This window comes from Arthrobacter wenxiniae (assembly GCF_013376105.1).
GTDB classification, from domain to species: Bacteria; Actinomycetota; Actinomycetes; order Actinomycetales; family Micrococcaceae; genus Specibacter; species Specibacter wenxiniae.
In genome coordinates, this window is the sequence record NZ_JAAMFM010000020.1 from 33,233 (window position 1) to 58,680 (window position 25,448).

The window sequence follows — 25,448 nt, forward strand, 5'->3', positions numbered from 1 at the left end:
GCGGTGGGCCGCGCGGGCGTGTCCCGCCGCCCGGGCGCTGCCGGCAACCTTAAGCTTGGTGGATGGACTGTGAAATTCCCGAGGTGATCGAGGGGCAGACCTCGATCAACGAGTTGCTCGTGGCCATGGGCGAGCGTCCAGTGGAACACGTCATGCCGCAGGACGCCCCGGACGACGCCGCCGACCTTTTTGCGGACGGATCCATGCTGCCCGGTTTCTAAACCGGCCCGGAACCCGCGCCGGGATGTCCCGCCGCGGCCGCCAGCACGCCGGCGTGCCACGTGGTGCCGAAGGAAACGATCCGGTCCCGGCCCAGGACCCGGCGGGCCACGCTGTCCATGGTGGGGACGTCGTCGTTGAATGCGGTGTGGGTGGTGGCCGCGCTGCGTGAATCCAGCGGCCCGGTGTTGGCCACTGACCACACGGCCTCGGCCCCGCCGGCGGCGGGGGCCACCTTGAACAGCGCGGCCAGCGCGGGATCCTCTTCGATGCACTGCTGCAGGCCCAGCAGGGGTGTCCCCGCCACAGCTTCCAGGGCGCCGCGCACCAGATACAGCAGCGACTTGTGGTAAATCCCCAGGTAGTTGTCCGTGCGCGCCAGGTCCTGATGCATCCCGAACAGGGACAGCGCCTGAATGCCGGTGCCCAGCAGCGGCAACAGGCCGTCCTTGAAGGATTCCGTGCCCAGGGCCGGCACCAGCAGGCTGCACGTCTCAAAGGTCGCGCCGCCGTCCCGGACGACGGCGGGCACAAAGTGGCGCTGGAAGTCCGCCCCCGCGCTGAAGCCGGCCGCGTGGATGACGGCCGACCCGGGATGCGCCTGAAGGTGCGCCCGGAGCGCATCGGCCACATAGGCAGCCCCTCCGCCAGGTGCCGACGCAAGGCGGGCGTTGTCCTTCATGGCCCCCCAAATCTCCGGTCCACCGACAAGCCGCAGCAGGTCCTCGATGAGTCCATCAGTGAAGTCGGTGAGCGCGGCGTCCCGCACGCCGGCCGCCGGGCCCTGCCGGGGATCCGGAACCGCCCCCGCCGCAGCCAGTTCCCCGTAGTGCCGCGCCAGCAGGTCGCCGAGAGTTTCCCAAAGTCCCGTGTGCCAGACAAAGTGGATCGGGTAGACCCCGTTGGCCAGCCACCACGGAATGTCCCGCAGGGCCTGGGACAGCGCCAGGTTTTCATCCACCAGGCCGCCGTGGGCCCAAAATACGACTGGCACCGCTCCCCCGCCCCGCGACGCGGCAAAGGCCGGAAGATGGGTGGAGAAGATGGCGTCGACGTCGGCGGGCGTGGTGTTCAGCCGCGCCGTGGTGGCAAACTGCCCGTCCTGCAGTTCCACCACATGGGGCCGCATCGCCTCCAGCTGGTCCGGCGTGGGCGCCGGCAGTCCGGTATCCTGTTCCATGGCTGGCTCCTCCACAACGGGTGCAACGGGTGATGCCATGGTGCGCACCCCCGCAGGCAGGTGTCAAGGGAACCACGGCCGGCCGCTCGCAGCGCACTACAGTGGAAGCCATGGACACACCCCCGGCCCTCGCCGCATGAGCGAGCACCAGGCGACATTCCAGCTGGCGGTGGCCCGCACCGCCCTGGAGTTGTTCGCCGTGCACGGCTTCGACGCCACCAGCGTGGACCAGATCGCCGCCGCCGCCGGGATCTCGCGCAGCACGTTCTTCCGGCAGTTCGGTTCCAAGGAGGACGTGGTTTTTGCCGACCACGCGGTCCTGTTGGCAGAGGCGCGCGAACTCCTCGCCCGGCCGCACCGGGATCCGTGGCTGGCCGTCTGCCAGGCCGCCGAGCTGGTCTTCTCCCACTTCGCCGCCGAAGGGGAGCTGGCCGGCCGCCGCTATGCCGTGGTGAACGCCCATCCTGCCCTGCGCGACAAGGAACTCGTCACCGTGTTCCGCTACGAAAAACTATTCGACGCCCACCTTCGCGCCGCTCTGCCGGAACTGGACCCGCTGGATTCGGTCCGTTTTGCCGCCACCGTCATCGCCACGCACAACTACCTCCTGCGAGAATTCATGCGCGGCGCCCGGCCCGTGTCCCGGGCCCAAATGCGTGACGCGCTCGACGCCGTCCGCCGGCTTTTCGGGGTCCTCGACGGCCCGGCGGGGCCCCGCTCGGGCGTCGCCGCGGCCCGTGGCCGTGACGCCACGGGCGCCAGCGGCACAGGCACCGGCAGCACGGGCGCCGGCTGGCCGGGCGCCGACAGCACGGGCGCCGACGGGCCGGACGCCGACAAGCTGGACGCCAACGGCACGGGCGCCGACGGGCCGGACGCCGACAAGCTGGACGCCAACGGCACGGGCGCCGACGGGCCGGACGCCGACAGCACGGGCGCCGACGGCACGGGCGCCGGCCAGACGGACGCCGGAACGCGCGGACCGGGCCATGCTCCCGGCGGGACCGGCGCGCCCAGGGCCGCGGACGACGTCGTGGTTGCCGTGTTTCCGCGCGCAACACCGGCGGCGGAAATCCTGGCGGCCGTGCAGCGGGCCCTGAAGGACACAATTTGATACTCAGTTCCAATTGACCTGAGACTCAGTTTCACGGCAGACTGGCGGCAGACAAGACCCCGCCAGCCAAGGATGCCCCATGCCCGACCCTGACGTCAGCCAGCCCCTCGACACCGACTACTTTGCCGCGTTCGCACAGCTGGGCGATGAGGACCGCAAGGCGTGGGAGCGCGCCCGGAGCCTGAGCGCGGAGGCCCTGCCGCAGATGAACGACTACTGGGACCGGGCGGACTACCCGCTGCATCTGGTCAGGCGCATGGGCGAACTGAACCTGCAGGCCGACGGCCTCGAGGTGCCGGGGCTGGAAACCTTGTCCCCCATGGCGGCCGGGCTGGTGAACATGGAGGTCTCCCGTATTGACGGCTCGGTGGGGACTGTCATCGCGGTACAGGGCGGGCTGGCCATGCGGTCCATCGCGTACTTTGGCTCCGACGCGCAAAAGGAGCGCTGGCTGGGACCGCTGGCCCGCGGCGAGGAATACGGCGCCTTCGCCCTGACCGAACCGGACCACGGCTCCGACTCCGTGGGGCTGGCCACCACGGCACGCCGGGACGGGGACGAATGGGTGCTCAACGGCGAAAAGAAGTGGATCGGCAACGGCTCCGTGGGCGGCGTGACCGTGGTGTGGGCCCGGGTTGACGGCGGGCCGGACGACGGAGCGGACCACGGCGGCGTGCGCGGCTTCCTCGTGGAGCAGGACACTCCGGGCTATGAGGCGGAGACCATCACGGGCAAGGCGTCGCTGCGGGCCATCTTCCAGGCGCGCATCAAGCTGGACGGGGTGAGGATTCCGGCATCGGCCGTGCTGCCGGGCAGCCACACCTTCAAGGACACGTCCAAGGTGCTCGTGGCAACGCGGCTGGGCGTGGCGTGGTCCGCCCTGGGGCATGCGACGGCGGTCTACGAGGCTGCGCTGAGCTACGCCGGCCAGCGCGTCCAGTTCGGCAAGCCGCTGGCGAAGTTCCAGCTGGTGCAGGAGCGGCTCACCCAGATGCTGGCCGAACTGACCGGCATGCAGCTCATGTGCGTGCAGGCCGCCACGCTGGACGCCGCGGGCACGCTGCGCCCCACGCAGGCGTCCATGGCCAAGTACAACAACACGCGCAAGGCCCGCCAGCTCGCCTCCATGGCGCGCGACATGCTCGACGGCAACGGCATCCTGCTGGAGAACCACGTCATCCGCCACCTGGCGGACATCGAGTCCATCCACACCTACGAGGGCACCGAAAGCGTCCAGACGCTGCTGATCGGCCGTGACATCACAGGCCACAGCGCCTTCGCCTGAGCCGGGCCTCCCCCGTTCGACAGTCGGACAGCGCATGTCGCTGGCGTGTTTGCACGGCCGTTGCCGCGGCGACGGCCGGCGGTGGGGGGCCGTTATCACTGGTGTTAGCCGTTGGAACTGGTGTTAGCCGTTGTCACTGGTGTTACAACGGCTTTCTGGTTGCCAGCACCAGCCGAAACGTAGCCGATGTGGCCAGCAGCGTGATCGACTCCAGCAGGTGCTCATGCGGCAGCCAGCCGCTGTCCCCCTGCAGGAAGTGGCGCATGTGGCCCAGACAGCCGTGAAGGTGCACCATCCGCTCCGCCACTTCATCCGGATCGCCCCCATGGTAGGCGCCGTGGGCCTCGTTCTGGACCAGGGATGCGCCCCGGTCCGGGGCCGGCCAGCCGCGCAGCCGGCCCCTTTCAAGGTTGAGGTTGCACCAGCCCGGGTAGAACCGCTCCAGCGCCTCCTTTTTGCTGGGAGCCACCAGGCCCAGCGCTGCCACGGATTCCTTGAGGCCGGCAGGCGCAGGCGCCCCGCCGGGTTGACAACGCCGGGTTGACAACGCCGGGCGGACGACGCCGGGCTGCCGCGGGTCGCGATCCACAGCGGCAGCCTCCACCGCACGGGCCTGGGGACGACGGCGAGGTTGTCGATGGCCGGGCGCACAGTCCTGCTCCAGCGGACGTTTTCGGTCTGAGCATTGTTGAGCGCCATGAGCAGTTCAAGCTTTTTGGAGTAGAGCCGGTCGTAGTCGCGCAGCTCGGAGCCAAACAGCGGGAAGGTCCCCACGGAGGAACCGCGGCCCGCCGTGATCTCGACACGCCCTCCTCCGGAAATGGCGTCCGCCGTTGCCAATTGCTGGAAGACGCGTACGGGGTCGTCGGTGCAGATGATGCTTGCGGCGCTGCCGAGGACGATGTTCGAGGTGGCTGCCGCGTCGGCCGCCAGCAGGGTCCCGGGCGGGGAGGCCGGCATGGACACGGTGTGGTGCTCCCCCACGCCAAAGCAGTCCAGGCCCACCTGGTCCGCGTGGACAATGGTGCCCAACAGGTTCCTAATGCCCTTGGCAGTGGACCGCGGCGTGCCATCGCGCCCCACAGCGCGCATGATGGACTGGGAAGTGAAATGAGGAGCGTTGGCATGGGCAATGAACTGGTTTTGGTCACGGGCGGCTCGGGGTTCCTCGGCGCCCACTGCATTGCGCGGCTCCTGCGAGACGGCTACAGGGTGCGCACCACCGTCCGGTCCCTGAACCGCCAAGCGGACGTCCTGGCGCTGCTGCGCCGGGCCGGCGTGGACCCGGACGGGCGGCTTACCTTCGCGGCCGCCACGCTGACGGACGACGCCGGCTGGCCGGCCGCCATGGACGGCGCCGCCTTTGTGCTCCACACGGCATCCCCGTTCCCGGCCGTGCAGCCGAAGGATCCGGACGAGCTCATCGTCCCCGCCCGCGATGGCGCCCTCCGCGCCCTGGCGGCGGCCCGGGAGGCGGGGGTGCGGCGGGTGGTGCTGACGTCGTCGTTCGCGGCGATTGGCTACGGCGGCCCGGTGCCCGACCGGCCCTACACGGAGGAGGACTGGACGGACCCCGGCGCGCCCGTCTCCCCCTATGTGAAGTCCAAGACGCTGGCCGAGCGGGCGGCGTGGGACTTCATCGCGGGCGCGGGCGGCATGGATCTGGCCGTCGTCAACCCGGTGGGGATCTTCGGGCCGGTCCTGGGACCCAAGCTCTCCAGCTCCATTGAGCTTGTGCAACGTTTCATGACCGGCGGATTCCCCGCCGTGCCCAAGGTGTCCACGGGAGTCGTGGACGTGCGTGACGTGGCCGAGCTCCATGTGCTGGCCATGGCCGCTCCGGCTGCGTCGGGTCAGCGCTTCCTGGCCTCGGCCGGTGATGCGATGTCGCTTCCCGCGATCGGGAGAGTGCTGCATGACCGGCTCGGCACGGCGGCAGCCAAGGTGCCCACGCGTGTCATGCCGGACGTGGTGGTGCGCATCGCCGCGCTGTTCAACAAGCAGCTGGCGGAGGACGTGGTGCCGCGCCTGGGCAAGGTCAAGCACCTGTCCAACGCCAAGGCCCGGGAGCTGCTGGGCTGGCAGCCGCGCTCCAACGAGGACGCGGTGGCGGCCACGGCCGAAAGCCTGCTGGAGCTCGGCCTCGTCTGACCACCGGGCAGGCGTTGGCGCGGCAGGCGTTGGCGCGGGAGGCGTTGGCGCGGGAGGCGGTTACCTCCAACGAAGGGCGTCAGTCCTGCAGGACGCTGAAAACGTTGCCCGCGGGATCCTTGAACCACGCGATGAGGGGTCCGCCGCCGCGGAAAATGCCCTTGGCGTCCGTCTCCATCGGCGTACCCTCGTAGTGTTCGAATGCGACGCCGGCGCCTGCCAGGGCGTCCACCACGGCCTCGATGTCAGGGACGGGAAAGTTCAGGACGGTGAACGACGCCGGCTGGTGCGCTTCGCCCTTTGCGTACGCAATCACCCTTCCGCCGCCGGCCAGGTTCAGGGTCAGGATGCCCTTGTCGTAGCTCACGTCCAGGCCCAGCGTTTCCGCGTAAAAGCTTCGTGCAGTATCGGCGTTGTCCACAGAGAATCCGCCGAAGGCCTTGCTGTCTTCCAACATGTTCTTCTCCCTTGTCAGAGCGGTCCGCGGCGTGCTGCGGGGCCTGGGTCAAGCCTAGCCACGTGGCATCCCGCGCAACAGGGCCGGGCACTGCCCCGCAGGAACCTTTCACGCTGGTCAGGGCTGCGGAAACACGCTGGTTCGGACCGCGGAAAGTTGTCCCCAGGCCACGGCAGGGGCGCTTCCCGGCTATGGGTTGTTGCCGCTGTCCGAGCCGCTGGGCGCCTGGCCGGGAAGCTGCGAACCGCTGCCGCCGCCCAATCCGCCGTAGGGGCCAAAATTGCCGCGGTGGTGCCCATACCGGCCGATGCCGGGCCCGAGGTGCTGCGCGCCGGCCTCGCCGATGCCATAGCCGATGGCCCCGCCCCCGGCTCCTGCCAGCAGGACGGCGACCACGCCGGCAATGACGATTTTGGGGATGGTCCACCACCGCCTCCTGAACGGCGACCTCGACGGTTTGGCCGGTCCCGGCTCGTCCAAGGGCCGGCTCCACGCCATCCGCTCCTGCGCCGTCGGCGTGGGCCCGCCGGGCCCCGCCCCCGTCGGGTCCGCCCCCGTCGAGCCCGCCCCCGTCGGGCTCGCCGCGACGTACGGGCTTCCATGCGGCGCTGCCCCATGCGGTCCGGGCACGTGGCCGTCCCCGCCGTTGCTGACTTCATCCTGTCGCACGTCTTGCTCCTTCACCTGTGCCGGCCCTCGCCGGCCCCTTCAGTAAAGGTGTGGGCCCTGACGCGAACCTGCACGAATTTTGTGTGCCTGCTGTGAGTTGCGTGCTGCGCGCAGGCCCGCCTGCGGGAACGCCTGTTCCCGTCGTTGCAAAATTGGCACCGATTTTACAGAGACTTCCCACGCCCCAGATATATAGTTCAAGAAAGGGCTCAAGGAGGATGTCGAAATGATCACTTACGACCACGTCGTCAAGGGCATGCTGGTTATTGACTCGGAAGGGCGCACGGTTGGCAAGGTCAGCCACGTCGAACCGGCCAACGAGAAGATCGCCGCTTTTGAGGAAGCCGCCAGCGTCTCCACCCAGGACCCGATCAACCTGATCCTGACGGCCATTTTCGGTGCCACCCCGCGCGTGCCCAAGGAAATGTCGGCACGCCTTTTCCGCGCCGGCTTCATCAAGATCGCCGGCCACGGCGTGTGGTCCGGCAGCCGCTTTGCGCCCATGAATGCCATTGACCGGGTGGACGACAACCACATCTACCTTTCCCGCACGGTGCACCAGCTCGACGCCATGTAGCCCGGCGCACCAGGCCCTCACCAGGGACCGGCTACCCGCCCAGGCCCAGCCTGCGCCGCCGGGCCCTGGCCGCCCTTTCGCTGGGTCCTGTTTTGCCCAGACCGCGATGCACGACGCCGAGCACCACCCGGGCTGCCCGCCTCACCGGAAGCGGCACGGGGCCCAGGCCGGGCACGTCCAGGCCCAGCAGCGCCCGGTAGTGCGGATCCAGGGTGGAGACGGCGGCTGCGAACAATATTCGGTACCCACGTTGCTGCGAACGCGGCAGTGGCGGGCGCCGCAGGAACTGCACTGTCTCCGCCACGCGCTGGTCGCAGCGCAGCTCCGGGTTGAATCCGGCCAGCTGGCGGCGCAGTTCGGCAACGGTCAGCGGCGGATCGGGGACGCCCATCAGGTGGCCCGCCACGGCCCAGTCGGCCACATAGGCGTCGGCGCCGCCGGGAATTCCCCCGCCCAGGGCCAGGTGCGAGGCGAGGAACGCCTCCGTGAAGGCCAGGTGCACCCATCGCAGAAGGTGAGGGTCGTTCGCCGAGTATTCGAGCTCCTCCCCCGTGTTGGCGGTGTAGCGCCCGGTGATGTGGGCATGGATCCGCAGCACCTTGTTGGAGGCGGCCTGCGCCGCAGCCGTGTCGCCGTAGGTGACGGTGAAGATCCAGCGGATGGTGCCGGCCAGGCGGGACAGCGGGTCGGACTTGTAGCCGGAATGGTCAAAGACCCCGGCCATGGCGCCGGGGTGGAGCGCCTGAAGCAGCAGCGACTGGATGCCGGCCACGAGCGTCGTCATGGATCCATGCACCGCCCAGGCCGCCGATTCCGGCGTGAAGTATCCTCCGTCGTCGCCCTTTTCAAGGTCAAGCTCCCATTGCGGGACCGTGGGCGAGTTGGCGCTGAATGTGCCGCGCAGCTCGCGCCGCCAGCGTGCCAGAAAGTTCTCCATGGTCCCAGTCTGCCGCTTGTCACGCGTCCGGCGGCACACCGTCCGGCGGCGGTGGCACGGCCTGGCCGAAGTTTACCGGGCCGGCCAGGGGCCGCTTTGCGTGGTAGCCGTTGCTGTGGGAACGGTTCTTGAGCCCTTCGAGCACCCACGGCATGAAGTATTCGCGCGCCCACTCGAGGTCGCCGGCCCTGGCCTGGCGCCAGCTGCGCGCCGGCATCGGCTTGGGGCTCAGCGGGGCGAGCGTGTGGGGCACGTTGAGCGTACGCAGCACCATGGCGGCCACGGCATGGTGCCCCATGGCGGAGGGGTGGAGCCTGTCGGGGCTCCACATGCGGTGGTCCGCCAGCTCGGTCATGGCCCACATGTCTGCCACAAGCGCGTCATGGCGTTCACAGACGCTGCGCACGTTTTCGTTGAAGATGGCAATCTTGGTCCGGAACTGGCCCATGATGGTGGAGCGGCCGGAGTCGGGCCCCACGAACACCAGCACCGTGGCGTCGAGGGCGCGCAGTTCAATGACGGCCTTTTCCAGGGCGTCGGCCAGCTTGTCCGGATCCGCCCCGGCGTGCAGGAGGTCGTTGCCGCCGCCCTGAATGGAGACCAGGTCCGGGTGCAGCACCAGTGCCCGGGGCAGCTCGGTATCGATGACCTGTCGCAGCTGCAGGCCCCTCACAGCCAGGTTGGCGTAGGAGAAGTCGCTGGATCCGGCACTCAACTCCTCCGCCACGCGGTCCGCCCAGCCGCGGAAGCCGTTGGGGCTGTGCGGTTCCGGGTCGCCCAGGCCCTCGGTCATCGAGTCCCCCAGGGCAACGAAGCGGTGCCAGGGGTGGCGTTGTTCGGGCCCCTGGTGGTTGCCGCTGGCGCCGCCGGATGCGGCAGGCGATGTGTCCATGCCCCCATCCTGCCCCCCGTGCAGGACAAAGGGTAGCCTGAGGTGCCATGGCGAAGCGGTCCGCAGGGGAGCAGAATGGAAGCAGGGCCGTCTGGCGCGAAGCCGCCGGGCGGTGAAGCGAAAGGCAATGCCATGACACAGACACCAGCATTCACGCGCGAAGGCAACGGAACCGGCCAGGACGGCGGGGCGGCGCCGCAGCGGGTCCACAGCGAAACGGCCGCCGAGGGGACCGACGGGACGGAGATGCCTGAGATCCGGATGCATTCCCAGGACGCCGCCGAGGGTCCGGACCTGGACGCCTAGGTGGCGCCCGGCACCGTGCACCAAGAACGCCCGGGGATTCGGCGCCACAAAGGGTTGCCGCAACCATAGGATGGGCGCATGTCCACTTTCACGGTTGAACGCAGCGCCGTCATCCCCGCCCCGGCGTCAGAGATTTACCCCCTGGTTGAGAGCTTCCGCGAGTGGACCAAGTGGTCGCCGTGGGAAACCGTCGACCCCAACATGCAGCGCAGCTACGAGGGCCCCGTGTCCGGCGTTGGGGCGAAGTACGCCTGGAAGGGCAACCGCAAGGCCGGCGCCGGCGCCATGGTGATTACCGGGGCCGAGCCGGCGCGGATCAACATCCGGCTGGAGTTCACCAAGCCGATGAAGGCCGTCAACCCCATCACCTTCACCTTTGCCCCTGAAGCGTCGGGCACCAGGGTCACCTGGACCATGAACGGGGAGAGCAAGGGCATCACCAAGTTCTTCATGCTCTTCATGAACATGGACAAGTTGGTGGGCCGCGACTTTGAAAAGGGGCTGGCGCACTTGGCCCAGGCGGTGCGCGGGACGGCGTAGCCCCTTTCACCGCCCCCTACTTCTTGGCCAGCAGTTCCTCGAGCCGCTCGTAGCCCTCGGCCATGCCGCCCTCCATGCCGGAGGCCATCATGCCGTCGCGGTCCTCCTGCGTCTGGAACGTTGTGTGGTTGACGATCCGGGTGCGTCCGCCAAGGTCCTCGAAGACCACCCTGTCAAGACTGACGTGTCCGGGGAATCCGTCGTATTCGAAGGTCTGGACGATGCCCTGGTTGGGCGTGACGTCGTGGAAGACGCCGCGAAAGCCGTAGGCGTTCCCGTCCGGAGCGGTGTGCGTGTAGGCCCAGATGCCGCCGATGCGCGCATCCCAGGAGCTGATGGCCATGGCCATTTCCCGCGGTCCCAGCCACTGGGCCACGAGGTCCGGGTCAGTGTAGGCGCGGAACACGTCCGCCACCGGCGCATCCACCTCGCGGACGCTGTCCACGAAGGGCACACCGGGCTCGGCCGTGACAACAAGGGCATTTTTGGTTGTCATCTTATCCAACTTCCTTCATTCCTCTTGCGGTCTATTGGCAGTCTTCATGGCGGCCAGGACCTCGTCCAGGGCCCTGTAGCGCGCTTCCGCCGCCAGCCGGTAGCCGTCAATCCAGGACGTCAGCTCCTCGAGGGCGGCCGGGGCCAGGTGACACGGGCGGCGCTGCCCGTCCCGCGTCCGCGTGATGAGCCCGGCCCGCTCCAGCACCTGAATGTGCCTGGACACGGCCTGCTTGCTCATCGGGAACGGCTCGGCCAGCTCGTTCACCGTGGCCGAACTGCGCGACAGCCGCGCCACGAGATTGCGCCGGACCGGGTCCGCCAGGGCCAGGAAGGCCCGGTCCAGCCGGTCGTCGTCGGATTCGGTGTCGTGCACGCATTCACTGCCTATAATCAACCTATTTGTTTATCAACCAGTTGGTTGACTATTTAACGCTAGACCCGCAGGCACGGGCCGTCAATCCCTTTGACGCGGGTTTTGGCGGGTTTCCGCCTGGGCGCCACGGCGCCTAGTGGTGGAACGCCACCCGCGCCGGCGCCTTCCCGGACAGCCGCTCCACCGATTTGGCCAGGTCCGCCAAAAACGCCTCGGCCAGGTCATAGGTGAAGCCGTTGCGCACCACCACGCGGAGCACATCCACCCCTGCCATCCCCTCCGGCATGGGGTATGCCGGCACGATCCACCCAAAGCTGCGCAGCTCATGGGAAAGGTCGTATACGGACCAGGTGTCCGGCGTCGTGAGTGAAAAGGCGAGGACGGGCAGCTCCTCGCCCCGGCTGAACAGCGTAAACAAGCCCAGCTTCCCCACGCCGTCGGCAATATACAGGGCGATGTCCCGGGACCGCTGCTGGATGCGCCGGTAGCCCGCGAAGCCGTAACGGACCAGCACGTAGTACTGCGCAATCACCTGGGCGGCGGGGCGGGAGAAGTTCAGCGCGAACGTTGGCATGGAGCCGCCGAGGTAGTCGACGCTGAAGATCAGGTCCGCGGGAAGGCTGTCCGCGCCGCGCCAGAGCACCCAGCCCACGCCGGGGTACACCAGGCCGTACTTGTGCCCGGAGGAGTTGATGGACTGCACCCGCTCCAGGCGGAAGTCCCACGGCAGCTCCGGGTCCAGGAACGGGGCAATGAACCCGCCTGAAGCGGCGTCCACGTGCACCGGGACATCCAGCCCCGTGTCCAGCTGCAGCCGGTCCAATGCTGCGGCGATGCCCGCCACGGGCTCGTAGGAGCCGTCGAAGGTGGAGCCGAGGACCGCCACCACCCCAATGGTGTTCTCGTCGCACGCCGCCGCGGCCTGTGCGGCGGTCAGGTGCGTGGCGCCGTCGAGCGGGATGAGCCGTGCCTCCACGTCCCAGTAGCGGGCGAACTTTTCCCAGCAGACCTGCACGTTGGCGCCCATCACGATGTTTGGCCTCGTGGCGTCCTGGCCTGCGGCCTCGCGGCGTGCCCGCCAGCGCCACTTCATGGCCATGCCGGCCAGCATTGCGGCCTCGGAGGAGCCCGTGGTGGAACATCCGACGGCGTCCGTCCCGCCCGTGGGTGCCGGCGCGTTCCACAGATTGGCGAGGATGTTGACGCAGCGACGCTCAATCTCGGCCGACTGCGGGTATTCGTCCTTGTCGATGATGTTCTTCTCCAGCGACATCTGGATCAGCGCCTGCGCCTCCGGCTCCATCCACGTGGTGACGAAGGTGGCCAGGTTCTGCCGGGCGTTGCCGTCCAGCATGAGCTCGTCCCGGACAAACCGCATCGCGGCGCCCGCCTCCTGCGTGGTCCGCGGCAGCCGGTGCTTGGGGATGGCGCCCACGCCGCCGTCGAAGGCGGGGTCCAGGACCATTGCGTCGTGCTGGACGTGGTGCTTGTGCAGGCTCATGAATCACTCCATCTTTCGAGGCATGGTTGCCTCTGTCGAGGCTATCGGCGATCCCCCGCATTGAACAGGCAGGCCCGCGGAGGCAGGAGCGGGATCCCATGGCCTGCCCGCAGCACGGACAGCCGGCCCCGGCCGTACGCGTCCACGGGAAGTCCCCCAATCCAGGAAAACTCCGGCCGGTACCCGGTGGCCCAGGCGACCGTCCTCACCCGTGGGGCGGGATTCCCCGGGAAGGCGGGTCAGCCGCCGTCGGACACGGAACCTGGATTCCGGTACCCGGGGCTGTGCAGCTGCTTGGGCCCCGGGGCCAGCAGCGCGGCCGGTGCCGGAACGTACGGCACTGCGTTCGCCCCAGTCGCCCCCACCTCGGACAGGGCAGTTTTGGTGCCGTGCGTGGTTTCAACCTCGAATACTCCCTCCGCCGCCCGCACCGCCATCGCCGTCACCGCGTAGTCCACGGCCAGGCCGGACTGCCCGGCACCCATGATGATGGTTCCGTCGAGTGATGTTGCAGCCATGACGCACCCCGGCACTGTGAGGAGTTGAAGCTCCCAACGGAATGCGTTTCCAGTGACTGGAATGCTATTCCACGATTATGAATGCCTCAGTTTCGGGGACACGCGCCGGGCCGGCGGGCCGCGGGGAGTTCCAGTCGGAACAAACCAGGGCGCCGAGTGTGGCAACGGCGCGGGAGCAATTTTCGGCCAACGGCCATTCGGCAACGACCATCGAATCCCTGGCAACAGGCGCCGGCGTGGCCATCCAGACCATCTACAACCCGGTGGGGAACCAGCCGGCCCTGCCCGCGGCCGCCCTTGACGCCGCTTCCGGTCCCGACGCCCCCGCCACCGTGCCGGAGTCCTGCGCGAACGTGCCGCCCGCACGGCCGGCTTCGCCGGCCTGGTGGGCGTGCTCGCCCACTGGTTCGCCGGGGCCATGCCCCGCAGCCACGGCATCTTCGCAGCCATCAGACAGGCGCCCGCCGCCGCCGAGCCTTCCGTGGCTGCGCTGCGGGACGGGCGCGCGCGGGCGAGAATGGGGCGCCACATGGAGGCCGCCGCCGCCGTCCGCCGGCGTGGCGGGCTCGGCAACGGGCTGAGCGGCGCGGACGGGACGGCCGTCATCTTCACCATCGGGCATCCGGACACGTACGCGTCCCTGATGGTGGGGTTCGGCCGGCCGCTGCCCGGATACCGCAACTGGGTCTACACCTCGCTGCTGGGCGCCCTGCGCTGACGGCCCGGGATGGCGCGGCCTGGGCTGAAGCGCGACGGTCCGGGGCCTTGCCCCCGGCAGGTCAAGCGCCGTTTCAGCCGCCCCGACGTCCGATGACCGCGGTGCCGTCGAGCTGCTCCGAGTGCACGCTTGCCGCGCGGAAGCCGTTCCGTTCCAGTATCCGGACCGATTCCGCCGCCTGCGCCGGGCTGGATTCCACGATCAGGTGGCCGCCGGGACGCAGCCACTCCCGGGCCTGCCCCGCGATCCGCCGCTGGATGTCCAAGCCGTCGGCGCCGCCGTCGAGCGCCGCGTCCGGTTCGAAGAGCCGCGCCTCCTGCGGCATGAAGGCGATGTCCTGCGTCGGCACATAGGGTGCATTGGCGGTGATGATCCTGAATCTCCCACGGAGCGCCGCCGGCAGCGGCTCGAACAAGTCGCCGCAGTGGACCGCCCCGGTGAACAGGGCCAGGTTCGCGGCCGCGCACGCAACGGCGGCGGGGTCGATGTCCGCAGCGTGAATTTCCAGCCGCGGCAGTTCGGCGGCGAGCGCCGCGCCGATCGCGCCGCTGCCGCAGCACAGGTCTAGCACGACGGCGTTTCCCCCGCCTCCAGCTGTGCCCCCCTCGCGGCGAAGGATCGCGGCCGCTTCCCGGACCAGGAATTCGGTGCGGAGCCGCGGCACGAAAACGCCCGGGGCAACCTTGATCCGCAGGCTGTGGAACGCGGCCCAGCCCACGATGTGTTCAAGCGGGAACCCCTTCACGCGGCGGGCCGCCATGTCGTCCAGTTCCTGCGCGGTGCCGGCCGCCCCGAGCAGTATTGCGGCTTCTTCCTCGGCGTAGACGCAGCCGGCCGCGCGCAGCCGTGCCGTCAGTTCCGCGGTGGTTAAATCCTGAAATGGCGCCGTCACAGGGACAACAGTAGCGTGGTGGGCCGGTGGTTGAGCCCGTCGAAACTCCCGGACCACGGCCGGCCCGCCCAGCCCCCGACAGTACGGACGGGGCGGGCCCGTGCGCCCCGTCCCGGCCAGCCTCGCGCATCGCCGCAATCGTGGCCGCGGAGTTGGGCCGGCCCATGGAATCCCCTTCCTTGCCGTTGGGGAATTTACGCCACGCAGGGGGGACCCCGCCGCGGCTACGCTGTGGGCATGACGTACGACGCCGTTGCCCCCAACATCTCCTTCCTCGCCTCCCTGCGCCCCGCCTTGGGCTCCGTGGTCGAGCCCGGGAGGGCCGGGAGCATGGCCGCGTACATGAAATCCGCCATGCCGTACCTCGGCGTGCGGTCCCCCGACGTCCGCAAGACAGTGCGGGCCCTGGCGAGGGAGCATCCCTTTGGGGACGCCGCCCAGCTGCACGCCACGGCCGCCCGGCTGTGGTGTGCCGCCGACTTCCGCGAGGAACGCTACGCGGCCATCATGCTCACAGATTCACGGCTGGCCCGCGGCGAGCTGGAACTGCTGCCGTTCTACACCACCGCCATCGCCGAGGGCCGGTGGTGGGACTTTGTGGACTCCGTGGCTCCACGACTGGCCGAACTGCTTCTGGCACACCCTGACACCATGGACCCCCTGCTGCGCGAATGGAGCCGGCACCCAAATTTCTGGTTTCGGCGCGCCGCCATCATTGCCCAGCTGCCGGCCAAGGCCGCCACGGACACCGTCCTGCTGCACGACGTCATGGTGCCCAACCTGGCCGAAAGGGAGTTCTTCATCCGCAAGGCCATTGGCTGGGCGCTGCGGCAGCATGCCCGGACCGACCCGGCCTGGGTGCGGGAATTCGTGGCCCGCTACGACGCCGAGCTCAGCCCGCTCTCGCGCCGCGAGGCGCTCAAGCACCTGGGCTGAGGCGGCGCCGCCGGCAGGATCCCGCGCAGGGCGCCTTACGTCCGGGGGTCGCGCAGTGCGTCGCGTTCCGCCAGCGACGGCCGGAACAGCCCGCGCGTCCGCCGGTCCCACAGCATGAGCCAGAGGGCACCGAGCACGCTCACCCCGATGGCCACGCCGCGCACGGCCACGACAGGGATCCACTGGAAGACGCTCAGCTGGTCCGTCAGTGCGATCAGGGTAAAGAACACGGAAAGGAAATACACCGCCCGAAGGGGCCAGCCGTCCCTGATGCCCGTGACGGCGAAGAACGCGAGCAGCCACATCATGTACCAGGGCTGGATCATGGGGGCCAGGAGCACCACGGCGGCAAAGGCCCACGCCATCCGGCGCAACACCGCCTGGCTGTACCGGGAGGCGCGGGAGGGTCCGGCACCCAGGCCGGGGTCCGGCGTCGCACGCACGGCGACCAGGGCCAGCAGCACCACCACCAGGATGGACGCACCCTGGCCAACGGTCTGGATGACCCCCGTCACCGCGGCCCCGGCGCCGCCCCCGCCCAGCAACGTGACCAGGAATCCCACCACATGTGAGAAGAGTCCCACCGGCGCGTACCAGATCCACACGGTTCCCGGGGTCTGCAGCGCGGCCAGCCAGCCGAAGCCCAGCCCGTTGACCACGCCCATCGCCGCCAGGATGCCCATTGAAATGGCCAAGGTGGCGGTCCACAGGGCGAACTTGCGCAGCCAGCCGGCCTGCGAACCCGCCCACAGCAGGCCCGCAAACGGCAGGGCGATCAGGGTGATGGGCTTGATCGCGATGGACAGGGTGACGAGCACAATGCCCCAGACGGGGTGCCGGCCCGACGCATGGTAGATGCCGGCCACCACCAGGCCCAGCATGAGGGAGTCGTTGTGGACGCTGCCAATGAAGTTGATCAGCAGCACAGGGTTAAGGACCACCAGCCACAGGGCCCGCTGCGGGTTGAAGCCGTGCCGCGCGGCCAGCCGCGGCACATAGATCGCCAGCAGGACCACGCCGAGCAGGCTCGCCAGGCGGAACGGGACCAGCGCCAGCTCCGGGCTGCCGTTGGCGAGCCCCACGGCGGCCTGCTCCAGCCACAGCCACACCGGGCCGTAGGGGGTGGGTGCCTCCGTCCAGAGCACGTCGGGGCCCAGGTTGTAGTAGTTGCTCAGGGCGGAAATGCCGTTGGTGTAAGGGTTAAGGCCCTGCTGCATGAGGCGGCCCTGCCCGATGTAGGCGTAGGAGTCGCGGCTGAACAGCGGCAGGGCGAGCATCATGGGGGCCGTCCAGAGGGCCAGCGCCTTGAGCAGCAGCGGGCGGCAGGACGGGTCCCAGCCAGCCAGGTGCTGGCGCAGCCGCAGCCAGGCGCGCAGCATCAGGAGGGCGCCGATGCACAGCAGCACGGTGCAGGTGATGACCGCGGCCGGCGTGGTCCGGGCCAGGATGAACAGCGGCGTGCGGATCAGCGGGGACGCGCTGGTGGCCATCCAGCCGACGCCGAAGGACCCGAGCAGCAGCATGAGCGAGCCGGCAAAGCCCTGCCACACCGCGGACCGCGCGGCCCACTTGCGTCCCGGCTGCTTCACTGCCACCGGACTCCTCGTCTCGCGCTCGGCAACTTCCCGGCTGGTCAAATACTCACTCCTGAACAATCTTCGGCGTACACCTGCCCGGGTGCGCCACCTGCCCGGGCGCCTCTCCGGCGCGGGTGAGACCAGGGGAACCCGTGGGTGGAACACCGGCTGCGCTAACATGATAAAAGCCAAGGTGCACCTTGTCTTGGCAGTCTACCCAACCACGCTTGAGAAGGACCCAACCATCTCCACGGACACATTCTTTGCCGCGCTCGCCCGCTTCCGGGACCGTATCCTGCCGGCACAGGCCCAGGCCTGGTTGAAGACCCCGCGGGGGATGTGGAGCGTTTTCGGCGCCGTCCATCTGTTCTTCCTGGTCTTTGCCGCGGTCCTGTCCCTGCGCGGCGAGGCGTTCAGCGACACCTTCATCTACCGCTCCTGGGTGGACGCGGGCTTCGACGAAACCCGCGTCAGCGGGCCCAGCCCCTGGGTCTACCCGATCCTGGCGCTGCTGCCGATGGCCGTGGCACACGTGTTCGGCAACGGCCCGTTCCTGTTCCTGTGGGTGCTGATGATCAGCGCCCTGAACTTCCTGGCCGTGGCCAAGCTCACCAGCTGGGGCCGCCGGCGCAGCGCCATCCCGGCCGCCCTGTGGTGGCTGGGCTTCACGGCCCTGCTGGGCTGGCTCGGCTTCGCCCGCGTGGACGGCTTCACGGCGCCCGTGGTGCTGATCGCCCTGTCCATCGGCGTCGCCCAGCCGTTCCTGGCCTCCTTCATCCTGAGCGCGGCGACATGGATGAAGGTCTGGCCGGCCGCCGTCGTGCTGGCGCTGTTCACCGTGGTGCGGCGGAGGGTGCGCGTGGTGCTCGCCGGCGTGCTGGCCACCATCCTGGTGGTGGCACTGGCACTGTCCATGCAGTCCCTGCCGAAGCTGCTTGACTTCCTGCTCCAGCAGGGCGACCGCGGCATGCAGCTTGAGGCCACGTTCACCACCCCGTGGCTGTGGATGAGCGTGCTGGGCCTGGGCGGGGCGCGGATGTACATGAACCAGGGCATCAACTCCATGCAGGTGGACGGCCCCGGCACCGAGGTCATGAGCGTGCTGATGCAGCCGCTGCTCGTCGCCGCCGCGCTGCTGGTGGCCGGGCTGATCTTCTGGGCGCTGCACACCGGCAAGCGCAACGGCGGCGCGGACCGGACCGAGCTCCTCCTGCTCGGCGCCCTGGCCCTCGCGACGGCCTTCGTGGTGTTCAACAAGGTCGGCTCGCCGCAGTTCATGGTGTGGCTCTCGCCCGCGGTGGCCGTGGGGCTGGCGTATGGCTGGCGGGCCTGGCGCGTGCCGGCCACGCTGCTGATCGGCATCGGCGTGCTGACCTTCGTGGTCTACCCCCTCTTTTACGACGCCCTCTCCCACAACAACCCCGTCATGGCCGCGGTGCTGACCCTGCGCAACCTGATGCTGGTGGTCCTGTTCGTGTGGTCCGTGCGCGAGCTGTTCCTGATGGGGCGCAGGCCTTCCGCCGTTCCCTCCAAGCACGACGCCGGCACCCCCGCCGGTGCCAAGGAGTCCTAAGATTTCCACGCCACTCTTCGACCGGGTCCTGGACCGCGCCACTGCCTGGCGGAACCGGTTCCTCTCCCCCGCCGTGCTGGCCTGGTTCCGCACCCCCGCCAGCGTGTGGTGGGGCTTCGCCGCCGTCCACTTGTTCTTTCTGGGCTGGATGTTCAGCTTCTTTGTCCACGGCGAAACCTTCAGCGACACGGAGCAGTACCGGCAGTGGGCGCTGCTGGGCTACAACCCATCCGAGCTGCACGGCACCATCAGCCCCTGGGTGTACCCGGTGCTGGCCCAGGTGCCCATCTTCGCCGCCAACATGTTCGGCCCGTCCCTGTACCTGCTGGGCTGGACCCTGATCATCACCGCGGTGGACGCGGTGGGGCTGGCGTTCCTGACCCGCGGCCGGAGGGCCCGGAGCGGCATAGCGCCGGCCTGGTTCTGGCTGTTCTTCACGGTTTTCATGGGCTACCTCAGCTTTGCCCGCGTGGAGGGCATTACGGCGCCGATCGTGATCATTGCGCTGCTGTACGCGGCCGGGCGTCCCGGCGTCGCGGCCGTGCTGCTCTCGGTGGCGACGTGGGTCAAGGTCTGGCCGGCCGCCGTCGTCCTTCCCCTGCTGATCGCCAGCGCCAGGCGGGTCCGGGTGTTTGGGTGGGGCCTCGCGGTCAGCGCCGCGGTGGCCGGGGCCACCGCGCTCTCCGGCGCCGGTGCGCACCTGCTCGACTTTGCCGTGAACCAGGGCGAGCGCGGCATGCAGCTTGAGGCCACGTTCTCCACCCCCTGGGTGTGGCTGAGCGTGTTTGGCCTGGGCGGGTCCAGGATTGCGGACAACGTATCCATCAACTCCACCGAAGTGTACGGTCCGGGCGCGCCGCTGGCCGCGATGCTCATGCAGCCGCTGCTGATCGTGGCCGCCGCGGCCGGCGTCCTGCTCATGGTCTGGGCGCTCAGGCGCGGGGCGGAGCGGGAGGAGCTGCTGCTCGAGGGGTCGCTGCTGATGGTCACGGCGTTCATCGTGTTCAACAAGGTCGGCTCGCCGCAGTTCATCATCTGGCTGGCGCCGGTGGTCATTGCCGGGCTGGTCCACAACTGGGACCGGTGGAAAATTCCCGCCACGCTGCTCATGGGGATCGCGTTCACCACGTTTGTGATCTACCCGCTGTTTTACACGCCGCTGATCCACGCCAACCCGCTCATGGCCGCTGTGCTGACCATCCGCAACGTGCTGCTCGTGACCCTGCTGGTGTGGGCCATGCGCCGGACGGCGGAACTGGGCCGGCGGGCGCCCGCCGCGGCCGCGGAGGGCTCGCCGAGGTAGCCGGTTCGCGCCCAGGCTGGATGCATGAACAGGCCTGGCGTGCCGAGAACTACATCCACTTGACCCGCAAATCGAAGAATTCGACAGCCGGCCGGGCCGCTGGCGTCAAAATCCACTGCCGGGCGTTGCTGCACGGCCAGGGCACCGAAATCGACGGGCCGCCGGAACCCCAGTTCAAACCCAGCACACGGCATGGCAACTACCGCGCAGACGTCGCCCGCCCCGGTACAAGGTCATCCTGGATTTGGCGGGGACGGCAAATATTTCGACCACCGGCCCACTGAACAGGTGGTTCGTGATGAGCGCCGCCGCGAAAACGGCCTGCTGGAGGCTGGGCGGACTGTCATCAGGATCGGCTGGTCGGACGTTTTCAACGAGCACCTGTCCAAAACCCGTCCGGTGGCCGCATTGCGAAAGGGCGGCACCCGGTGAGTTCCTGTCGTGCCACCGCCCCAAGGGGCCCAGCATGTACCCTGGGGCTACTTCTCCGCGGACTGCACGGGCCGGTTGAACAGCAGCTTCCTGGTGTGCACGTCCACCAGCAGCAGGTACACCACGGCGGCCAGGGCCACCCAATACGCCAGGGCATGGGCGGATACGGGCAGCGACACAAAGTTCCACACAAACACCTGGTCCTGGGCGCCAAACACCACGAAGAAGCCCACCGCCACGTACACCAGCTTGACCTGCCAGTTGTTGCGGATGCCCGTGGCGGCAAGAAACGGCAGGAACCACAACACGTACCAGGGCTGGATGATGGGCGCCAGCAGCACCACGGCCGCGAACGCCAGCCCCAGGCGCCGAACCACACGCTTCGGGTCGCCAAAAAGCACCAGCCAGGCGGCCACGGCAACGCTGGCAAGGGTCAGCCCGGTCCGGAAGATGTCCGCGGCGGTGCCGCCGTCGAGCCCCACGGCATTCACCGCGAGCTCCACCATCTGGCCGCCAAAGCCCGACGGCGAGTAGCCCGTGTAGCCGGGCGTCCCGTTGGTAAGCGCCCATGTCCAGCCCAGGCCCAGGCCGTGCGGCACTCCGGCGAGCACCAACAGGCCGCCGGAGACCGCTGCCGTGGCCGCCCAGCACCTGAACTTCCGGCCCCAGCCGGCTGCCTCCCCCGCCCACAGCAGGCCGATGAACGGCAGGAGCACTATGGTGATCGGCTTGACGGCAATGGACGCCGTCACCAGCAGGATGCCCAGCAGCGGCTTCCGCGCGGCCGCGTAATAGGTGCCCGCCACGGCCAGGCCCACCATCAGGGCGTCGTTGTGGGCGCTAGCAATGAACGAGATCAGGAACAGCGGATTGGCCGCCACGATCCAGAGCGCGCGGGCGCCCCCCATGCCGTGGAGCGCGGCCAGGCGTGGCACGTAGAGGACGCACAGCGCCACGCCCAGTCCGGCGAGGAGCCGGAACAGCACCACCGATGCGTCGGGCTGGGCGGCGGTCACTGTCACCACGCCGTTGGCCAGCCACAGGAACAGCGGGCCGTACGGCGTCCGGTTTTCCGCCCAGGACGGGTCCGCGCCCAGCATGTACCAATTACTCAGAGCCGAAATGCCCGAAACATAGGGGTTGACCCCTTCGGCCATGAGCCGGCCCTGGCCGGTGTAGGCATAGACGTCCCGGGAGTAGATGGGGACTGCCGGCAGCAGCGGAGCGCCCCACAGGACCACGGCAAGCACCACGGCCCGCAGCGATCCGGGTCCCCAACCGGCCAGGCGCTGGCCCAGCCGCAGCCACGACCGCAGCAAGGCCATCGCGCCCACCACCAGCATCCCTGTGGACACCAGCACGCCGGTGCCTTCGGTCCGCATCGCAATGACCACGGGATGGCGGATCATGGGCGAGCCATTGGCGATCCACCCCACGCCCACCGACCCGGCCAGCACCAGCAGGGACCCGGCGAGGCCCTGCAGCAGGGCAATCCAGGGTCGGTCCCCCACCTGCCCAACGGAACCGGCGGCGCGGGGTGGGGCTGCCATCTGAAGTCTCCGGCCGTCAAAAGTGCATCAAGGGAATGGATCCGTGCAGGTCACGGGCAAGCCCCCATTTTAGCAGCGAGGCGGGCAGCGGAGCCCAACACGGTACATTGGACAGGTGCCTATTACTAATGAACGCATTGTGTGGATTGACTGCGAAATGACCGGTTTGGACGCCGTGGACGACGCCCTGATCGAAGTCGCGGCGCTGGTGACGGACTCCGAGCTGAACATTCTTGGCGACGGCGTGGACGTGGTCATCAAGCCCACGGACGATGCCCTGGCACGGATGGGCGACTTTGTGCGCCAGATGCACACCTCCTCCAAGCTGCTCGACGAGCTGGCCGGCGGCACCACCATGGAAGACGCACAGGCCCAGGTGCTTTCCTACATCAAACAGCACGTTCCGGTGCCGAACAAGGCGCCCCTGGCCGGCAATTCCATCGGAACCGACAAGCTGTTCCTGGCCCGCGACATGCCCCAGCTCATGGAGCACCTCCACTACCGGGTCATCGACGTCTCCACCATCAAGGAGCTCTCGCGCCGCTGGTTCGCCCGCGCCTACTTCCAGTCCCCGGCGAAAACCGGCGGCCACCGGGCGCTCGGCGACATCATGGACAGCATCAACGAGCTCAAGTACTACCGCGAAGCCGTCTTTGTCCCCTCCCCGGGGCCGGACTCGGAGACAGCGAAGAAGATCGCAGCGAAATTTTCGGGCTAAAATCCCGTGATTGGGCGGCCCGTCCCGCCACGGAATGGGATCTGGACCACATTTTTTCCAAATCGGCCGCATTTGGTCATGGGCACCCGCCGGACCGGGTAGACTAGTCGTCGTTGCCCAAAGCGTGGGACGCACCCCCATGGTGCGCCTGCCGGACGGTGGCGCATGGTGGGATTAGCTCAGTTGGCAGAGCGCCTGGTTGTGGTCCAGGAGGTCGCGGGTTCAACCCCCGTATCTCACCCCAAGGTGTTTCGGCAACGAAACACGGAACACCCCGGTCGCCTGATCGGGGTGTTTTTCATTCCCCGTTGTCCCCTGTTGTCCCGCAAAAGAGGATCCGCCATGACCATCCACCCCGTGACCATCCTGGGCGAACCCGTGCTGCACCGCCGGGCGGAAGAGGTCAGGCGCTTCGACGGCGAGCTGAGGTCGCTCGTCACCGACCTGTTCGAGACCATGGACGCCGCCCACGGCGTGGGCCTGGCCGCGCCGCAGATCGGCGTGGGCCTGCGCATCTTCACCTACCAGATGGAGAACGACGACGGCGTCCCCGACCGGGGCGTCCTGGTGAACCCTGCGCTGACGGTGGGGAAGATTTCCGGCACGGCCCCGGACCCCGACGAGGAGGTGGAGGGCTGCCTGTCAGTGCCCGGCATCGACTTCCCGCTCAAGCGGGCCGACTGGGTACGCGTGCGCGGCTTCGACGTTGACGGCAAGGCGCTGGACTTTGAGGCAACCGGCTGGTTTGCCCGGTGCATGCAGCACGAATACGACCACCTTGACGGAAAGCTTTACGTCGACCGCCTCAACGACCGCTACGCCCGCAAGGCCAGGCGGGCTGCCAAGGAACGCGGCTGGGGCGTGCCCGGCCTGACCTGGATGCCGGGCGTTGATCCGGATCCCTTCGGCCACTGACCTCCGTCTCCCCGTCGAGATCAGCGCCTCGCCATGGCGCGCACCTGCGATGTGGGTGCCCGGATTCCGCCTGTGCAGCGGTCATGGAGTAGCTTGGCGTAGAACATTCCTTGTACGCCACATGAGCCGGCCGGTCCCCTTTTCGGGACGGCAGGCAAGGGGGGAAACCATGACCGAGTCCACGACCACCGGCACAGCTGCGGCGGCAAAAATACCCAGAAAGGTGATCGGCCTGGCCGTGGCGGGAGCCCTGGGAGGCTTCCTGTTCGGCTTCGATTCCTCAGTGGTCAACGGCGCCGTCGACGCCATCCAAGGCCAGTTCCACCTGGGTGAGGCGCTCACGGGCTTCACGATCGCCGTCGCACTTCTGGGCTGCGCGGCGGGCGCCTACGTGGCAGGCAGGATCGCCGACGCCAAGGGCCGCATCCCGGCGATGAAGCTGGGCGCCCTGTTGTTTTTGGCGAGTGCCATCGGGACGGGCCTGGCGTTCAACGTGGTGGACCTGATCTTCTGGCGCCTCATCGGCGGGCTCGGGATCGGGCTGGCCTCGGTCATTGCCCCTGCCTACATCTCGGAGATCTCCCCGCGCCGCCACCGCGGCCGGCTGGCCTCGCTGCAACAGCTGGCGATCACGGTGGGCATCTTTGCCGCGCTGCTCTCGGACGCACTGTTCGCCACCACCGCCGGGGGCGCCATCAACGAACTCTGGCTGGGCCTGCCGGCCTGGCGTTGGATGTTCCTCGCCGGCGCCGTGCCCGCGGTCGCCTACGGGTGGATCGCGTTCGTCCTCCCCGAATCACCGCGCTTCCTGGTCCTGAAGGGCAAGGAGGACAAGGCCAGGGAGGTCTTCTTGACGATTGCCCCCGCCGAGGACGCGGACAGGAGCATCCGCGACATCAAGGACGCCGTGCAGGAAGACTCCCTCGCCACACGGAAGGGCTCGCTGCGCGGCAAGCGCTTTGGGCTGGTGCCGGTCGTCTGGATTGGCATCGTCCTCTCCGTGCTGCAACAGTTTGTCGGCATCAACGTCATCTTCTACTACTCCACCACGCTGTGGAAGGCGGTGGGCTTCCACGAAGGCGACTCGCTGACCATCTCCGTGGTCACCGCGGTCGTGAACATCCTGGTCACGCTGGTGGCGATCGCCCTCGTGGACAGGATCGGCCGCCGGCCCATCCTCCTTGCCGGCTCCACCGGCATGGCCATTTCGCTGGGCGCCATGGCGCTGGCCTTCTCCTCCGCCGCGGGCTCGGGCGCCAACATCACGCTTCCCGGCGCCTGGGGTCCTGTGGCCCTCATTGCGGCGAACGTGTTTGTCATCAGCTTCGGCGCCTCCTGGGGACCACTCGTGTGGGTGCTGCTGGGCGAGATCTTCCCGTCGCGCATACGTGCGCGCGCCCTTGGACTGGCCGCCGCGGCGCAATGGATCGCCAACTTTCTGATCACGCTCAGCTTCCCCGCCATGGCCGCGGCCTCCCTGCCGCTGACATACGGCATGTACGCCCTGTTCGCCGCGGCGTCCTTCTTCTTCGTCATGTTCAAGGTGCCCGAGACCAATGGCATGTCCCTGGAGCAGGCCGAAACCCTGTTCGTGAAGAAGGCCAAATCCTAGCCTGC

Annotated in this window: 28 protein-coding genes, 1 tRNA gene and 1 pseudogene; 16 read left to right on the forward strand and 14 right to left on the reverse strand. The window is 68.6% G+C overall.

The features are described 5' to 3' along the window. The first annotated feature begins 62 nt into the window (after positions 1-62). Positions 63-221 (forward strand): hypothetical protein, encoded by a 159-nt coding sequence (locus G6034_RS12975; RefSeq protein WP_176635530.1) that lies wholly within the window; start codon positions 63-65, stop codon positions 219-221. Here G6034_RS12975 and G6034_RS12980 read toward each other — a convergent pair. Next, complete coding sequence (locus G6034_RS12980; protein ID WP_176635531.1) at positions 218-1,399, reverse strand: hypothetical protein; 1,182 nt, start codon at positions 1,397-1,399, stop codon at positions 218-220. The genes G6034_RS12975 and G6034_RS12980 overlap by 4 nt on opposite strands. A gap of 136 nt (positions 1,400-1,535) precedes the next feature. Between G6034_RS12980 and G6034_RS12985 the strand changes: the two genes are divergently transcribed. Then, positions 1,536-2,513 (forward strand): TetR family transcriptional regulator, encoded by a 978-nt coding sequence (locus G6034_RS12985; RefSeq protein ID WP_176635532.1) that lies wholly within the window; start codon positions 1,536-1,538, stop codon positions 2,511-2,513. A 79-nt stretch (positions 2,514-2,592) separates the two neighbouring features. After that, entirely contained in the window at positions 2,593-3,798 is a 1,206-nt protein-coding gene (locus tag G6034_RS12990; protein ID WP_176635533.1) for an acyl-CoA dehydrogenase family protein, read from the forward strand. Between the two features lie 142 nt (positions 3,799-3,940). On the opposite strand, the gene G6034_RS19850 is transcribed toward G6034_RS12990, so the two are convergent. Beyond that, positions 3,941-4,285 carry a hypothetical protein gene (locus G6034_RS19850; protein ID WP_246295796.1) on the reverse strand — a complete coding sequence of 115 codons (345 nt, stop codon included), beginning with the start codon at positions 4,283-4,285 and terminating at the stop codon, positions 3,941-3,943. A gap of 131 nt (positions 4,286-4,416) precedes the next feature. Then, positions 4,417-4,890 (reverse strand): annotated as a pseudogene (locus G6034_RS20490) (LLM class flavin-dependent oxidoreductase); the annotation flags it as partial. Between the two features lie 33 nt (positions 4,891-4,923). Between G6034_RS20490 and G6034_RS13000 the strand changes: the two are divergent. After that, the gene (locus G6034_RS13000) at positions 4,924-5,949 is read left to right on the forward strand and encodes an SDR family oxidoreductase (RefSeq protein ID WP_176635534.1); all 1,026 of its coding nucleotides are present in this window, start codon (positions 4,924-4,926) and stop codon (positions 5,947-5,949) included. 79 nt (positions 5,950-6,028) lie between these two features. Here G6034_RS13000 and G6034_RS13005 read toward each other — a convergent pair whose 3' ends face one another. After that, a complete protein-coding gene (locus tag G6034_RS13005) occupies positions 6,029-6,406 on the reverse strand; it encodes a VOC family protein (protein ID WP_176635535.1) in 378 nt (125 codons plus the stop codon). 189 nt (positions 6,407-6,595) lie between these two features. Continuing rightward, entirely contained in the window at positions 6,596-7,075 is a 480-nt protein-coding gene (locus tag G6034_RS13010; RefSeq protein WP_176635536.1) for a hypothetical protein, read from the reverse strand. 226 nt (positions 7,076-7,301) lie between these two features. Here G6034_RS13010 and G6034_RS13015 point away from each other — a divergent pair, with 226 nt between their 5' ends. Continuing rightward, a complete protein-coding gene (locus G6034_RS13015; RefSeq protein ID WP_176635537.1) occupies positions 7,302-7,652 on the forward strand; it encodes a hypothetical protein in 351 nt (116 codons plus the stop codon). A 31-nt stretch (positions 7,653-7,683) separates the two neighbouring features. Here G6034_RS13015 and G6034_RS13020 read toward each other — a convergent pair whose 3' ends face one another. Both G6034_RS13020 and G6034_RS13025 read right to left on the reverse strand, forming a co-directional pair. Further along, the gene (locus tag G6034_RS13020; RefSeq protein ID WP_176635538.1) at positions 7,684-8,589 is read right to left on the reverse strand and encodes an oxygenase MpaB family protein; all 906 of its coding nucleotides are present in this window, start codon (positions 8,587-8,589) and stop codon (positions 7,684-7,686) included. 19 nt (positions 8,590-8,608) lie between these two features. Next, the gene (locus tag G6034_RS13025) at positions 8,609-9,481 is read right to left on the reverse strand and encodes an SGNH/GDSL hydrolase family protein (protein ID WP_176635539.1); all 873 of its coding nucleotides are present in this window, start codon (positions 9,479-9,481) and stop codon (positions 8,609-8,611) included. Positions 9,482-9,613: 132 nt separating this feature from the next. Here G6034_RS13025 and G6034_RS13030 point away from each other — a divergent pair, with 132 nt between their 5' ends. Then, on the forward strand, positions 9,614-9,787 hold the full coding sequence (locus G6034_RS13030) for a hypothetical protein (protein ID WP_176635540.1): 174 nt from the start codon (positions 9,614-9,616) through the stop codon (positions 9,785-9,787). A gap of 78 nt (positions 9,788-9,865) precedes the next feature. Continuing rightward, complete coding sequence (locus G6034_RS13035) at positions 9,866-10,327, forward strand: SRPBCC family protein (RefSeq protein ID WP_176635541.1); 462 nt, start codon at positions 9,866-9,868, stop codon at positions 10,325-10,327. 16 nt (positions 10,328-10,343) lie between these two features. On the opposite strand, the gene G6034_RS13040 is transcribed toward G6034_RS13035, so the two are convergent. From G6034_RS13040 to G6034_RS13055, 4 genes are all read right to left on the reverse strand, one after another. Further along, positions 10,344-10,823, reverse strand: coding sequence for an SRPBCC family protein (locus G6034_RS13040; protein WP_176635542.1), 480 nt, complete (start codon positions 10,821-10,823; stop codon positions 10,344-10,346). Between the two features lie 15 nt (positions 10,824-10,838). Next, the gene (locus G6034_RS13045) at positions 10,839-11,198 is read right to left on the reverse strand and encodes a metalloregulator ArsR/SmtB family transcription factor (RefSeq protein ID WP_176635543.1); all 360 of its coding nucleotides are present in this window, start codon (positions 11,196-11,198) and stop codon (positions 10,839-10,841) included. Between the two features lie 133 nt (positions 11,199-11,331). Continuing rightward, complete coding sequence (gene gad, locus G6034_RS13050; protein ID WP_176635544.1) at positions 11,332-12,699, reverse strand: glutamate decarboxylase; 1,368 nt, start codon at positions 12,697-12,699, stop codon at positions 11,332-11,334. A gap of 239 nt (positions 12,700-12,938) precedes the next feature. After that, positions 12,939-13,217, reverse strand: a complete 279-nt coding sequence (locus tag G6034_RS13055) for a hypothetical protein (RefSeq protein ID WP_176635545.1) — start codon at positions 13,215-13,217, stop codon at positions 12,939-12,941. 418 nt (positions 13,218-13,635) lie between these two features. Here G6034_RS13055 and G6034_RS19855 point away from each other — a divergent pair, with 418 nt between their 5' ends. Next, positions 13,636-13,935, forward strand: a complete 300-nt coding sequence (locus G6034_RS19855) for a hypothetical protein (protein WP_246295803.1) — start codon at positions 13,636-13,638, stop codon at positions 13,933-13,935. A gap of 73 nt (positions 13,936-14,008) precedes the next feature. Here the strand turns inward: G6034_RS19855 and G6034_RS13070 are convergent, their stop codons facing one another. After that, positions 14,009-14,827, reverse strand: coding sequence for a putative protein N(5)-glutamine methyltransferase (locus tag G6034_RS13070; protein WP_176635548.1), 819 nt, complete (start codon positions 14,825-14,827; stop codon positions 14,009-14,011). 237 nt (positions 14,828-15,064) lie between these two features. On the opposite strand from G6034_RS13070, the gene G6034_RS13075 reads away from it, so the two are divergent. Further along, a complete protein-coding gene (locus G6034_RS13075) occupies positions 15,065-15,763 on the forward strand; it encodes a DNA alkylation repair protein (RefSeq protein WP_176635549.1) in 699 nt (232 codons plus the stop codon). A gap of 35 nt (positions 15,764-15,798) precedes the next feature. Here the strand turns inward: G6034_RS13075 and mptB (G6034_RS13080) are convergent, their stop codons facing one another. Continuing rightward, positions 15,799-17,358: a polyprenol phosphomannose-dependent alpha 1,6 mannosyltransferase MptB gene (mptB, locus tag G6034_RS13080; protein WP_343038048.1), complete on the reverse strand. Its 1,560-nt coding sequence runs from the start codon at positions 17,356-17,358 to the stop codon at positions 15,799-15,801. A 226-nt stretch (positions 17,359-17,584) separates the two neighbouring features. Here mptB (G6034_RS13080) and G6034_RS13085 point away from each other — a divergent pair, with 226 nt between their 5' ends. From G6034_RS13085 to G6034_RS13095, 3 genes are all read left to right on the forward strand, one after another. Then, complete coding sequence (locus G6034_RS13085; protein ID WP_343038050.1) at positions 17,585-18,913, forward strand: glycosyltransferase 87 family protein; 1,329 nt, start codon at positions 17,585-17,587, stop codon at positions 18,911-18,913. Positions 18,914-18,989: 76 nt separating this feature from the next. Further along, positions 18,990-20,216, forward strand: coding sequence for a glycosyltransferase 87 family protein (locus tag G6034_RS13090; RefSeq protein ID WP_246295844.1), 1,227 nt, complete (start codon positions 18,990-18,992; stop codon positions 20,214-20,216). Between the two features lie 192 nt (positions 20,217-20,408). Beyond that, a complete protein-coding gene (locus G6034_RS13095; protein ID WP_176635552.1) occupies positions 20,409-20,648 on the forward strand; it encodes a hypothetical protein in 240 nt (79 codons plus the stop codon). 47 nt (positions 20,649-20,695) lie between these two features. Here G6034_RS13095 and mptB (G6034_RS13100) read toward each other — a convergent pair whose 3' ends face one another. Next, positions 20,696-22,198, reverse strand: a complete 1,503-nt coding sequence (mptB, locus tag G6034_RS13100) for a polyprenol phosphomannose-dependent alpha 1,6 mannosyltransferase MptB (RefSeq protein WP_176635553.1) — start codon at positions 22,196-22,198, stop codon at positions 20,696-20,698. Between the two features lie 115 nt (positions 22,199-22,313). On the opposite strand from mptB (G6034_RS13100), the gene orn reads away from it, so the two are divergent. The 4 genes from orn (at position 22,314) to G6034_RS13120 (ending at position 25,443) form a co-directional block, all read left to right on the forward strand. Next, the gene (gene orn / locus G6034_RS13105; protein WP_176635554.1) at positions 22,314-22,916 is read left to right on the forward strand and encodes an oligoribonuclease; all 603 of its coding nucleotides are present in this window, start codon (positions 22,314-22,316) and stop codon (positions 22,914-22,916) included. A 168-nt stretch (positions 22,917-23,084) separates the two neighbouring features. Next, positions 23,085-23,160, forward strand: a tRNA-His gene (locus tag G6034_RS13110). A 98-nt stretch (positions 23,161-23,258) separates the two neighbouring features. Next, on the forward strand, positions 23,259-23,831 hold the full coding sequence (gene def / locus G6034_RS13115; protein WP_176635555.1) for a peptide deformylase: 573 nt from the start codon (positions 23,259-23,261) through the stop codon (positions 23,829-23,831). 169 nt (positions 23,832-24,000) lie between these two features. After that, complete coding sequence (locus G6034_RS13120) at positions 24,001-25,443, forward strand: sugar porter family MFS transporter (RefSeq protein ID WP_176635556.1); 1,443 nt, start codon at positions 24,001-24,003, stop codon at positions 25,441-25,443. Positions 25,444-25,448: the final 5 nt, after the last annotated feature.

Coding starts and splice junctions, on each gene's coding strand:
- mptB (WP_176635553.1), bottom strand. CDS start 22,198: ATGGCAGCCCCACCCCGCGCCGCCGGTTCCGTTGGGCAGGTGGGGGAC.
- G6034_RS12990 (WP_176635533.1), top strand. CDS start 2,593: ATGCCCGACCCTGACGTCAGCCAGCCCCTCGACACCGACTACTTTGCC.
- G6034_RS12975 (WP_176635530.1), top strand. CDS start 63: ATGGACTGTGAAATTCCCGAGGTGATCGAGGGGCAGACCTCGATCAAC.
- gad (WP_176635544.1), bottom strand. CDS start 12,699: ATGAGCCTGCACAAGCACCACGTCCAGCACGACGCAATGGTCCTGGAC.
- G6034_RS13015 (WP_176635537.1), top strand. CDS start 7,302: ATGATCACTTACGACCACGTCGTCAAGGGCATGCTGGTTATTGACTCG.
- G6034_RS13095 (WP_176635552.1), top strand. CDS start 20,409: ATGGCAACTACCGCGCAGACGTCGCCCGCCCCGGTACAAGGTCATCCT.
- G6034_RS13120 (WP_176635556.1), top strand. CDS start 24,001: ATGACCGAGTCCACGACCACCGGCACAGCTGCGGCGGCAAAAATACCC.
- G6034_RS12985 (WP_176635532.1), top strand. CDS start 1,536: ATGAGCGAGCACCAGGCGACATTCCAGCTGGCGGTGGCCCGCACCGCC.
- G6034_RS19855 (WP_246295803.1), top strand. CDS start 13,636: ATGCCCCGCAGCCACGGCATCTTCGCAGCCATCAGACAGGCGCCCGCC.
- G6034_RS13075 (WP_176635549.1), top strand. CDS start 15,065: ATGACGTACGACGCCGTTGCCCCCAACATCTCCTTCCTCGCCTCCCTG.
- def (WP_176635555.1), top strand. CDS start 23,259: ATGACCATCCACCCCGTGACCATCCTGGGCGAACCCGTGCTGCACCGC.
- G6034_RS13005 (WP_176635535.1), bottom strand. CDS start 6,406: ATGTTGGAAGACAGCAAGGCCTTCGGCGGATTCTCTGTGGACAACGCC.
- G6034_RS13040 (WP_176635542.1), bottom strand. CDS start 10,823: ATGACAACCAAAAATGCCCTTGTTGTCACGGCCGAGCCCGGTGTGCCC.
- G6034_RS13035 (WP_176635541.1), top strand. CDS start 9,866: ATGTCCACTTTCACGGTTGAACGCAGCGCCGTCATCCCCGCCCCGGCG.
- G6034_RS13000 (WP_176635534.1), top strand. CDS start 4,924: ATGGGCAATGAACTGGTTTTGGTCACGGGCGGCTCGGGGTTCCTCGGC.
- G6034_RS13025 (WP_176635539.1), bottom strand. CDS start 9,481: ATGGACACATCGCCTGCCGCATCCGGCGGCGCCAGCGGCAACCACCAG.
- G6034_RS12980 (WP_176635531.1), bottom strand. CDS start 1,399: ATGGAACAGGATACCGGACTGCCGGCGCCCACGCCGGACCAGCTGGAG.
- G6034_RS13030 (WP_176635540.1), top strand. CDS start 9,614: ATGACACAGACACCAGCATTCACGCGCGAAGGCAACGGAACCGGCCAG.
- G6034_RS13020 (WP_176635538.1), bottom strand. CDS start 8,589: ATGGAGAACTTTCTGGCACGCTGGCGGCGCGAGCTGCGCGGCACATTC.
- G6034_RS13055 (WP_176635545.1), bottom strand. CDS start 13,217: ATGGCTGCAACATCACTCGACGGAACCATCATCATGGGTGCCGGGCAG.